5 protein-coding genes are annotated in these 11,737 nt (G+C 55.5%); 3 read left to right on the top strand and 2 right to left on the bottom strand.

Annotated features, from left to right (window positions below):
- Positions 1–128 precede the first annotated feature (128 nt).
- Both P1P89_10120 and P1P89_10115 read left to right on the top strand, forming a co-directional pair.
- The gene (locus tag P1P89_10120; GenBank protein ID MDF1591858.1) at positions 129–410 is read left to right on the top strand and encodes a type II toxin-antitoxin system Phd/YefM family antitoxin; all 282 of its coding nucleotides are present in this window, start codon (positions 129–131) and stop codon (positions 408–410) included.
- A gap of 2 nt (positions 411–412) precedes the next feature.
- On the top strand, positions 413–832 hold the full coding sequence (locus P1P89_10115) for a type II toxin-antitoxin system VapC family toxin (GenBank protein MDF1591857.1): 420 nt from the start codon (positions 413–415) through the stop codon (positions 830–832).
- A gap of 239 nt (positions 833–1,071) precedes the next feature.
- Here P1P89_10115 and P1P89_10110 read toward each other — a convergent pair whose 3' ends face one another.
- Positions 1,072–1,890 carry a GIY-YIG nuclease family protein gene (locus P1P89_10110; GenBank protein MDF1591856.1) on the bottom strand — a complete coding sequence of 273 codons (819 nt, stop codon included), beginning with the start codon at positions 1,888–1,890 and terminating at the stop codon, positions 1,072–1,074.
- Positions 1,891–2,379: 489 nt separating this feature from the next.
- Here P1P89_10110 and P1P89_10105 point away from each other — a divergent pair, with 489 nt between their 5' ends.
- Positions 2,380–3,669 carry a hypothetical protein gene (locus P1P89_10105; protein MDF1591855.1) on the top strand — a complete coding sequence of 430 codons (1,290 nt, stop codon included), beginning with the start codon at positions 2,380–2,382 and terminating at the stop codon, positions 3,667–3,669.
- Positions 3,670–3,958: 289 nt separating this feature from the next.
- On the opposite strand, the gene P1P89_10100 is transcribed toward P1P89_10105, so the two are convergent.
- Complete coding sequence (locus P1P89_10100; GenBank protein MDF1591854.1) at positions 3,959–11,647, bottom strand: Ig-like domain-containing protein; 7,689 nt, start codon at positions 11,645–11,647, stop codon at positions 3,959–3,961.
- Positions 11,648–11,737: the final 90 nt, after the last annotated feature.

The following is an 11,737-nucleotide window of genomic DNA, read 5'->3' as shown; positions in this document are numbered from 1 at the left end:
GTCAATGTTCAGTTCGACTTTCCCTTTAAATTGTTTTAATCATGAAATTTTAAATTTTCGGATCAACGCTTCCAAAACCTTGACATTTTGGTCATAATAGTCATAATAGTCAAAAATGGAGGTTGATAATGGAAAAAAACATATCCGTGGCTGAAGCAAAAGCCACCTTTTCAGAATGCATCCGTTCAGCAGAAGCGGGTTCTGCCGTGCTCATCACCAGGCATGGCAAACCTGTCGCCGCACTTGTTAGCCCCAGTGACCTCGAACACCTTGAGCGTTTGAGAAAAGCAGGGCCAGAGAGTGGGCTTGCCAGTATTGCGGGTGGCTGGGAAAATAGCGAAGAACTGGCTTCAATTTTGAGCGCATCTCCTCGGCAGGGACAGCGAAATATCCCAGACCTGGAACATTGAAAATGGCTTTTCTCTTTGATACCGATGCAATTTCAGAACTCCTGCGCCCACACCCCGCAAGAGCCTATGTGAAATGGATCATGAAAGTTGCTCGTGAAGAGCAATTTACTAGTGCCGTTGTCATAGGCGAATTGTACAAAGGCGCCTACCGCTCCCAAGACCGTGAGCGACACTTAACCAATATAGAACAACGGGTTCTCCCCGCTGTCACCGTTTTACCTTACGACATAAGCATTGCGAAAGTTTTTGGCAAAATCCGAGCGCATCTTGAAGAGATTGGAACAATCCTTCCCGATGCGGATATTCAGATTGCTGCCACAGCCATAGGCCATAATTTGGAGCTTATAACCGGAAACCTTCGTCATTTTAGTAGGATTACCGACCTGAAGCTCAATAATATCCTCACAAATTCACGAAATTAATGATTTCTGGTCTCTTTTCCCAGTCGGGTAGAAATACAGCGCGCGCAATCTTAGGCAGAGAGTTTTCGATGTCTTTTTAAGCACTTCAGTAAAAAGCTGATAGTCCTGCGGACTGGTGAATATTTCCTACCGTTGACCCCGGTTCATTACATGGTACCATGCCCCCGGATATGCTATTCGTAATGGCCTGGACATAATATCCTTTTTTATAGCCGCTAATTATTTCATTATCGTTTGTCTTACTTCTTCGCTAACTTGTTGAGGTCAGTCCCTAACTCTCTGTTTATGAACTGGATCATCTTCGAATTTTTGGATATGGAAACTAATGCTCCCCTGAGGTTGAACCCTTTTCCTGAAGCCTTGACAGCGGCATCCCTGTCTAATGTTTTAATCCATTTAATCTTTGCCATGTATTGGCAATTGTTCAGATTGTTTTTGTTGCCGTCATATTTTCCGAGCGTGTTAATGTTGAGGATGGGTTTTTCCTTTACCTTGAAATCTATTGCGGGAACGGCCTTGGCCTTAACTCTTCCTATTCCTACGAAACCTTTTCCTGTAAGATACACGACTAGAATGTCACCCACATTTAAGCTTTTAATTAAATCTATCCATTTATTGCCCCCGCCAGCGCAGAGGAATCCGTATTTTATGCAATCCTCCCATTTGCGACCTATTTTGCTTTTAAGCTTTTGCTCACCTACATTGGCACGGTAAATTTCATTGTTGAAATCAAAGCCTGGCATATCGATGTGAAGCGTGTCCTTACGCCTAAATTTTTTGGACATATTCCCTGACGCAATATTGTCTGTAAATCGGCCTAGTTTCCAGAGCAGTGTGGTTTCTATCAAGTGCGCTTCATCTTCAGTCAGTCCCGCCGCGATAACCTTTATTATGGGGTCTGACCCTGCCTTTCTGATTTCTGCGATTCTTTGAGTCTTGTCAGAATCAGCGGTCCCTTTCAGATGGATGAATTTCCTTTTGCCTCTGCCTTTGCCGTAATAAAACTCCTCATTGTTCCTTGGATCAATGTACATGTAAACGTAATAGTCATTTTTCATTTCTGTTGTCTCCTTGTTTTTAGGCGAAGCTTGATTGTGCTGCTATTTCCTGATCTAAAAACAACATCAAAAGTTTAGTTGGGGAAACAAACCGATAGTATTTAAACGCCCTGTTATCATTATTTATTTTCATGCCTTGTCATGTTTATTATGGTCGCGGTAGGAATGCGAGTTACCTCGCACCCCCCGCACAGATCCCAGCGAGCGGAACTACCGCACTGGGCTCCTACCTCGGGTAGTGACGTACATGCTCAAATCAGGATATGAGTGACAAATGCGGGGCCGTGGGAGCCAGCGATTAATGAGTCGGCTCCTTCGTTCCCAGTTGAGGCGATGGCGTTGGCTACGACGAAGCAGCGCCTTATGGCATATACGACTCAAATGAAAATAAAATGAATGTAATTTCCGACTATTACCCGGGACACCATAGTATCGATAATGCCCGAGCAACACAACACGCAACCATTTAGCCACAACCGGTATAGGGTTATGAAGGCGCCGCTTGAGTTCCATTTTAAGCTCCATAAGTTTTGCCCGTATCCTCTTGCCAATGCTATGTCGGAGCACCATGAACTTCCCGTTCTCAGTCTTACCGCATATATGGGTAAAACCGAGAAAATCGAACGTTTCCGGTTTTCCTTTATCCTGACTTTTACGATTCTGGGCAGCAAATCGGCCGAACTCGATCAGCCGTGTTTTGTCCTTATGAAGTTCCAGGTTAAACTTCAGAAAACGTTCCCGAAGATCAGCCAAGAACCTTTCAGCGTCTTTGCGGTACTGAAAGCCAACCACAAAGTCATCGCAATACCTGACGATGATAACCTCACCACCGGCATGCTTGGACCTCCACTGGTCAGCCCACAGATCAAACACGTAATGCAGGTAGGCGTTGGCCAGCAAGGGACTGATACTTCCTCCTTGTGGTACGCCCTCTTTATTATGCGTCACCGCACCCTCTTCAAGCACGCCTGCGTTGAGCCACTTCTTAATGTGCCTCAAGACGCGCTTGTCCGCAATCCGATACTTAATGAACTTTTCCAGCCATTCGTGGGAGATGGCATCAAAATAGCCACGAATGTCTGCATCAAGCACCCAGCTTACCTTTCTCGTCATAATTGCCCCATACAGGGCGTTGAGCGCATCATGCGGTTTTCGCCCAGGGCGAAAACCATACGAAAAACCGAGAAAGTCGGTTTCGTAGATCGCATTCAATACCTCTACCGTGGCCCGCTGCGCAATTTTATCTTCCAGCACAGTCACGCCAAGTGGCCGCTGACGGCCGTCGGGTTTGGGTATGAACGATCTTCTAACCGGCTTCGCCCGATACGCTCCACGTTTCAGCCTGCCGGCGAGTCCCTGGAGATTTCCTTCCAAATCTTCGCCGTAGTGCCGCCATGTCTCACCGTCTACTTCAGGCGCAGCATCGCGCTTAAGGCTGGAATAAGCCTTTCGAAGGTGTTCAATGTTATAAACATGATGTCAGAGCGTGGTAAGCCGCAGCCGTTTATCCCGACTCGCTGCCTGTCGTATCCGTTCCATCGCATTTGGCAAGTTGTGGGAGTCAGCCTTCACAGGCGCTCCTTTCCTGGTACCGTGCCCAGAACTTGTTTTGTTGGAACAGATTCCCCTTGGCCAGACCCCTTCCCTCCGCAATCTCCGCCAGCAGGAATCTCACCTGCTTTTTGTTCGACTGTTTCTTCGGTACATATGGGTCTGTCCGACTTCCCATGTCCGTTCATCGCTGTCGTGCTCCCTTGGGATTCACAGCGCGGATTGTAGCGCCACCCGCTACGATCAAACACAGGATCTCCCGGTTCCCGTGCGGGAAGCTTCCGTGCGTGCACAGGGTCTCCGACCACGCGGGGTCGGAACATCTCTTGCATTATCGATATGTTCCATGTTGCCTTCCGATCAAGTTGACGTCGTCGGCACCCCGGAGCAAACCCTCTTTCGCGGCTCAATACCTCGCCCGCACTTTCCCCTGTCAACGCTTCGCCTGCAACCTTACGACTGCACACGCATGACTCGGGGTCGATGTGATTCGCTAAATCTTCATCGTATGAAACTTTCATTCACTACTTCCCGCCGGTTTTACCGGCGCACCAACTACAGGGTTCAGTGTGCCGGTCTGCCTGGCATAAAGGGCCGCGATGGGCGCCCCGATGGTCAGATGGACGCCGGCCGGGGCCGCGCCCACGGGTTCAAGGCCCAGGTTGGTCACCGCCGTGCCGTCGCCGGCCGCCGCCTGGATATTGACGTTCTGCTCATAGTTTTTGGGAATGCTCAAATTGATCGCCGCCGGGGTGACGGCAACCCGGCTGATGGTAAAGGCGCCGTGCACCGGTTTGTCGGTCAGATCCGGGTGAACCGCCCGCACGCTGTAGACCCCGGCTTCGCCGGCAAGGGGCGTAAAGGTATGCGTAAAATTGCCGTCGGCATCGGTATAAACATTGTAGGTGCGCTCAAACCCGTTTAAGGTGATCACCAGCTTTAAGGCCACGTTGGGCATGGGGCTTGCATCGGCCCGGGCAACGGTCCGGCCGCTGATCTTCACGTCGCTGTCGCCGGTGGAACTTTCGGGCGTGATGGAAGTGACCGTGCCGGTGTAGGCCGTATCCGCCAGGGTGACGCCGTAGCTGCCGGAAAGCCCGTTCATCTTGACCTGGTCGGATTTTCCGTGATGGTAGTAGAGATTTGCAATGGAGAGCCGGATGGTGACATCGTCGGGCGCTCCGGACGGCACGCTGATGTTGACAGGGGATGAAGCAAAGGTCGCCCCGGCCGGGATGCGCGCCACAATATTGCCGTTTGAAAGCCCCACGATCATGCTTCCGATGGTCTGCTTGAACTTCTGGGTGGAAAGTACGTTGTTGTCGCGGTCCAGCAAACTGAAGACCACCTCGTTTGAAGGCGCTCCCCCCGAACTCTGGGCCGTGATGATCTCGACTTCGGCATCGCTGCTGTTTTCGAGGGTAAAGCGCACGGCCCCCTTTCCGCCGCGGACAAGTTCGTCATTTGCGATCTGAAGCACCAGCATGCCGTCGCCGACCTCGATCTGGGAGGTGCGTATGATCTTAACGATCTCGCCGGCATTGGGGGTAACCTCGATGGTGGTGGTCAGCGGCTCGATATCTTCCATGTCGCTGTAGCCGCCAACAATTACGGGAATGAGGCTGGAGGCTGGAGGCTGAAGGCTGAAGCTTTCGGAAACGTGATCTTTTCCATTTACATTCACTTTAAGGCGCGCATTTGAAACAGGGGCGGCAGACAGGTTCTTTACGCTGTAGGAAAGCTGGTTCATGATGCCGCGTTTTAGGCGCGCGCCGGCGGCAAACTCGGCCTGCATGACCGGCAGGGTGATGCTGCGGCCCAGGCTTTCAATGCCGTTGGCATCCATTGCCACCAGGGTATAGCGGCGCTCATCCTGGGAGTAGCCCACATCGGTAAAAGACGTTGCCGTTAAAAGGGCGGCATTCAGCTTGCTGCGCTGGGCATCCGGACCCAGGTAAATGTCATAACCCGCAATGTCCGCGCCCCCATGGGTCCAGGAGACCATCGGCACGTCGGTATCGGCCTGCACCACGGTCAAGCTGGAAACCGGCAGCAGGCTGAAATTGAGATAAACCGAGTTTGACGGCGCCGACTCGTTGCCGGCGGCGTCAACGGCCGTGACCACGTAGCTGTGATCGGACTGGGACGGATGGGGATCGATCACAACGGTCTGGGTGATGCCCACGGCCAGCGGCGTTAAACCCGCCACCGAAATGATCTCGGCCGCAGACGAGCGGTAAATCGAATAGGTCACCGGCTCGGTATAGGCCGGCGGATCCCAGGCGGCCCTGATCCCCTGGGAAACGAGCACAAGGGACAAATTAGCCGGGGCCCCGGGTGCAACCGAATCGGAGTTTACCGTGATGGGCGGGCACATGCCGCTTAAGGCCTCCTGGTCGTTTTCCGCCCGGATGCTGGCTGCCGCATAGAGATAGATGCCGTCTGCCGGCGGGCTGTCAATGAATTCAACGGCGCCGTCCACACGCGAAAGGACGGCAAGCTCGGTTTCCCCCGGCCCCTGGCGATAGAGCTGATACCCCACGGCTTCTTCCACCGCGTTCCAGGTGAGCCGGACGCGTCCGCCGGAAAGCACCTCTGCTTTAAGCCCCTCGGGCGCAGCCAGGGGCGGCAGGTCTCCCTGGTAGACCTGGAACTGGTGGTCTGCCAGGATGCGGTCGTTCAGGTTGTCCAGATCATCGGCCCCCTGATAGAGAAACTCCAGGGTCTCGGCTTCGGAAAGGCCGGCATCGTCGGGCAGGGCAAACGTCCCCTGCCAGGTCTGGACGTCGCCGGACTGGGCGCCGATATCGCTAAGCCCGGTGATTTCGATAATATCCCGTCCGGGCTGAGAGAGAAGATACGAGAGTACCGGCGCCGTGCCGGGTTTGACCTTTTCATTTAAGCCGATGGTCATGATCACCGAGACCGGGTTTTGGGCGTCGGTTTTAACGGGATCATTGGGCCAGATCACCAGGCGCGTGACAGCCGGGCCGGCCGTGTCGATTTTAATGGATGCGCCCGCGCTGATCTCGGTGCCGCGGTTGCCAACCGCATCCCGGGCTGAAAACACCGCATAGGCCGTGCCCGACGGCATGGCGGTTGTAATGACAAAGACGCCGGCATAGGTGGTGCTTGTGGCCTTGCCGAGGGTTACGGTCGCCGGCACGCCGTTTTCCGGCGTCAGCGTTAAAAAAGGCGCGGCCTGGAGCGCTTCGCTGACGGTAAGCAGGATATCGACGCTGCCCGGCGCCATGCGGCCGGATACCGGATCGACCTTTCCCCGGGGACTGTAGGCGATGGAAACGGCCCGGGGCGGGGTGCGGTCGGAGGCTGCAGACGCAGGGGCGGAAAGTTCGCTCTCATTTCCGGCGCTGTCCAGCGTGGCAACGCGATAATAATAGACGCCGTCTGCAGAGGGAAGGTCGGTAAAGGTCGTGGTGGCAATCATGTTGGCATTGACCCGGGTTGCCTGGGCCGGGTTGCTGAAGTCCGCTGCCGCACGGTAGAGGTTGTAGCCGCTGACATTGTCCAGGGGTTTTTGCCAGGTCAGGCGCACCTGCCCGCCGGAAAGCGCCAGGGCCGTAAGGCCGGTGGGGGCCTGGGGCAGGCTGGTGTCCAGGGTCACCAGGACCGTCGCGCTGAAAGGACCGGTCCCGGCCCGGTTTCTGGCAGCAGCCTGGATGCGGTTTTCACCCTCTGCCAGGGTCAGGACGGCGCTGAAATTGCCGGCGCCGTCAACAGCCGCCACTGGTCCGGTTTCCACATCGTTCATAAAAAAGATGATGTCGCTGTATTTGGGGCCGCTGCCGGAAACCGTAACGGCCGCCTTGTTGGTAAGCGTCCCGCTTATCGGCTGGCTGATAACGGGCGCGGCAGGAACGGCAAGGGCCACGGTGATGCTGTAAGTTGCCTCGGCGCTGTTTCCCAGGGTGTCATAGGCCTTGATGGTGAGGCTGTGGCTGCCGTCGCTGGATTCAACGATATTCCAGAACCAGGTATAGGCCGGGCTGTAATCGGTGCGCACCAGCACGCCGTCAAGGTAAAACTCCACCCGGCTGACCCCGGCCGGATCGACCGCGTCCAGGCTGAAGCTGCCGGGAACCGTGAGGGTATAGCCGTCGGTTAAGACCGCGCCGTTGACCTTGAGGTTGACCATCTCCGGACCGATGAGGTCCGGCACCGGGGTGGCCGTAATGGCGGCGACGGTTTTATCTTCGCCGCCGGAAAGGTTTACGGAAGTCACCGCAAAAAAGTAGGGCACATTGTTGCTGAGCCCGGCTGCCTTGGCCGTTGCGGCCGTGACCGTGAGTTTCGGGGTCATGCCTTCCACCGAGGAAAAGTTTGATTCGCTGACATACACGCGATAGTGCTTCAGGTACTGGGACTTTTCGATATTGCTCCAGGAAAGGTCCACGTACCCGCTTTTGGGATCCGCGGAAAGATTCCCGGGGTGGGGCAGGAAGGTATAGCCGGTCACCGCAGCCCCGCTGCTTTCATTGGCATCCGTATCGATGGCGGTCACTTTGAAGGGATAGGCGGTGGCCGCATTAAGTCCGGTCTGCTCATAGGTGTTCCGATCGGCGCTCAGGGATATGCCGTCAGGAGCGCTGTTAAAGTAAACCTTGTAGCCGGAAAGATCGCTTGAGGTGGAATGGGTCCAGGTAAAGATCAGGCGGTCGGCAAAGGATTGGACCGCCAGATTGGTGACCTCGGCCGGGGGCAGGATATCGCTAAGGGTTACCGCCACCGGGATGACGCTGTCCGTAAAGTTGCCCATCACATCCACGGGCACCACTGCAAAATAATAGGCGCCGTTGCGAGTTAAATCCTGAAAGGTCTTGGTAAAGGCGCCGGCATTGACCACGGCACGGACCGTTAAAGCCGAAACCGTATCAAAGGCCGCAGTCTCGTAAAAGATCCGGTATGCGGCAATGTCGCCGTGGAAGGTCTCGTTGTAGGTCCAGTTTAAAACTGCGGTGGTACCGCTGCCGGCGCCGTTGACGGTAAGGATCGCGACCGCATCGGGGGCCACATCGTCATAAACAATCTCAACGATTGTTGCTTCGCTGACATTGCCGGCCCGGTCCCCGGCCGTAAAGGTAAAGGTGTTGGTGCCGCTTGCAAGGACGGCGCTGTACTGCCAGGCAGTCGCGCTGGTGTTGCCGATGATCTCCTGGCCGTTTAATAATATGGCGTCATAGGGGGCCTTGGCGCCGCTGATGGTCTGGTTGGGGTTAAAGGTCGGCGAGGTGACCGGGTTTACCACGGGTTTTACCGGCGCGAGGGTATCCACCGTAAAATGATACGCAGCGGCTGCGCTCTGGTTGGTTAAATGATCCTTGAGCTGGATGTTCAAATTGTAATTGGAGTCCTGAAAGGTCACGGCCGGGGTAAAAACAAGCTGGTTTGCCGAGACAGACCAGCTTCCCTCAACTTCCACAAAGCTGCTGTCTTTAATTGCCAGGGCCGAGCCGTTCAGGTCAAGGCCGCTGCCCGCCTCCTGAAAGCCGATCTTAACCGTCGCGGGCGGCACATTGACAAAGCTGTTGTTTGGCGGCGCGATCAGGCCGGTAAGGGCCGGGGCCACAGAATCCACAAAAATATCGACCCATTCGGACGGCCCGCGGTTTCCGGCCGCATCCGTCAGCCAGATCTCAAGGGCGTTGCCGCCCTGGGCCAGGGTCAAACCGGTGGACCAGTCGCCCGAACCGATATTGACTTTTTTTACGGCATTGACCCACACCGCCGTGTTGCTTTCACGGGCGCCGGTTAAGGTCACCGCCGCTGTTTTGGAGCGGTTGTCCGCATAGGGCCGCACATGGATCACGCCGCTATAAATGCTGCCGCCGGTAATAACGGGTTTGATGGGCGGCTGGCCGTCCACTGTAAAGGAAAAGCTGTACGCTTTGGTGTTGCCGGCGATATCAGCGGCCGTAAAAGCAACCTGATAGATGCCGTCGGCAAGGGGTGCGCTTGCAGGGGTAAAGGTGAACTGATCGCTGCTTTCGGCCACGCTGCCGTCTATCGGCTGACCGCCGGCGGTGACAATAAAGCTTGCGATCACGGCGGCGTCATCCACCGTGCCGTACTCATCCGCAAGGGTTACAATGATTTTGCTTGCCAGCGACAGGCTGCTTCCAACCGCCGGGCTGCTTGAAACCAGTAAGGGCGGCGAGGGATCGCTGACAGACGGCATCGTTGCCGTCAGGCTGTTGTTGTTGTCAAAGGTTTCAACCACGGTATTGGTGCTGTCGGCCGCGACTTCGACGGTGTGAGTCCCGACGGTGGCGGTCCAGGTGCGGCTGAGCTGAAAACTTGCGCCTGTTGCAATCACCGGGCTGACGGACTGAGCGCCGATGCTCACCCCGTCGACCTTGAAATTGACCTGAAACCCGTCCACCACCGGGCCTTCGCCGCTGTTGGCAATGGTGGCGGTAATGGTAACCGTCTGGCCGGCGGCGATATCAACAGCGGGATTCCAGGTGATTTCGGTCACCACCAGGTCCGGCGGAGACCCCAGGGTGGTAAAGTGCCAGACCGGGCCGGCGGTTTCAGCGCCGCTATTATCCCGGGCAATCACCTGCCAGTAATAGATGATCCCCTGGGCCAGGTCCGACTTGGCAAACTGGGCGGCTGCAAGGTTTTCGGCCACCTTCACCAGACTGTCCGCGGCCGTTCCGAAATAGACATCATACATCAGGGTGTCCCAGGGATTGGGATCGCTGCCGACCCAGCCAAGGTTTACTGCAATGGGCTGCCCGTCGCTGACCACCGGCACCCGCACGGCGCCGTTTGCCGGAGCGGGGGTTTTGGGAGCATAGGGGGACATGTTAGTGGGCGGTGAGGTAATGCAATCGCTCTCTGCCTTTAACCAAGGACTAAAATCCACGGACCCGTAGGTGGAATCGCCGTTAAAGTTGGGGCCGTTGGCGTCCCCCCACCAGTTGTTCTCGGCCTTTACCTGCACGCCGCCGGCGTTGTAAAGGCCATCAATCTGGCTGGTCAGAAAATTGTTGTTGAGAATCGAAGGCAGAGCATTGCCGGCAATATAAATACCATACCGGTTGTCTTTTAAATTGTTGCAGCGCAGGGTCGCGCCGTTGCTGCCGGTGCCATTGACATAAATGCCGGAATGGCTGCTGTTACGGAAGGTGTTGTACTGAATAACGGGTTTGGCATGGTAAAGATAAATATCGGCATTGTTGGTATGGCCGCCGTACTCGACAATGCAGTGCTCCAGCCGGCTTAAACCATCATTGGTAGTGTCTTCAAATTTAATTCCCTTCCAGTTGCCCGGCGCCGGGGAGGCCGCATTGGAAGTAAAGATGATGGGAGATCCCGCCGTACCCTGGGCCGACAGCGCACCGTAACACCCGTCCGCACCGATATAAAGACCCGTGCCGGTATTAAAGCGCACCTCCACCCCCGGCTCAATCGTCAGCGTCGCCGTATAGGCCGGATTGTTCCAGGTAGTATGCCGCACCCTGACATCACCGGTAACTATGTAACGGGGGATTTCGTTTCGCCAGGTGGTATCGGCCGTGACATTCTCCCCCAGCACCACGATGGATCGGCTGCCGGTGCCCGCATAGGTATTTCCGCGCACATTCATGCGCGCCGGCATCCGCATGGCGTGAGAACCGTAATCGGATATGCTGTTTTCGATTACGGCCGGGTGGCTGTTGGCATCCACGCAGTAAATCGGATAGGTTCCGATATCGGCAATCACATTGCCGACGCCCGTACCGCCGATGGTCGGGTTGGAGGTTCCTTCCAGGTAAATGCAGGCCTGACCGGTGTTGGTGATGCTGGAGTTGGTTATCTGCGGTGAGGAACTGTATAGACGGATGCCGTGCACGCTGCTGTGCCGGATGATATTGGCCTTCAGAGTCGGGTTGGCTCTATAGACGTAGATGTTGGCATTGTTGGTATTGCCGCCGTACTCGACAATGCAGTGCTCCAGCCGGCTTAAACCATCATTGGTAGTGTCTTCAAATTTAATTCCCTTCCAGTTGCCCGGCGCCGGGGAGGCCGCATTGGAAGTAAAGATGATGGGAGATCCCGCCGTACCCTGGGCCGACAGCGCACCGTAACACCCGTCCGCACCGATATAAAGACCCGTGCCGGTATTAAAGCGCACCTCCACCCCTGGCTCAATCGTCAGCGTCGCCGTATAGGCCGGATTGTTCCAGGTAGTATGCCGCACCCTGACATCACCCGTAACTATGTAACGGGGGATTTCGTTTCGCCAGGTGGTATCGGCCGTGACATTCTCCCCCAGCACCACGATGGATCG

The sequence above is a fragment of the Desulfobacterales bacterium genome, from assembly GCA_029211065.1.
GTDB lineage: Bacteria > Desulfobacterota > Desulfobacteria > Desulfobacterales > JARGFK01 > JARGFK01.
The sequence above is the reverse complement of the archived record's forward strand: the minus strand, read 5'-3'. Positions and strand labels throughout refer to the sequence as shown.

What these genes read in the sequence shown, in the direction of transcription:
- P1P89_10120 (MDF1591858.1), top strand. Translation starts at nt 129, where the DNA reads ATGGAAAAAAACATATCCGTGGCTGAAGCAAAAGCCACCTTTTCAGAA.
- P1P89_10105 (MDF1591855.1), top strand. Translation starts at nt 2,380, where the DNA reads ATGAAGGCGCCGCTTGAGTTCCATTTTAAGCTCCATAAGTTTTGCCCG.
- P1P89_10110 (MDF1591856.1), bottom strand. Translation starts at nt 1,890, where the DNA reads ATGAAAAATGACTATTACGTTTACATGTACATTGATCCAAGGAACAAT.
- P1P89_10115 (MDF1591857.1), top strand. Translation starts at nt 413, where the DNA reads ATGGCTTTTCTCTTTGATACCGATGCAATTTCAGAACTCCTGCGCCCA.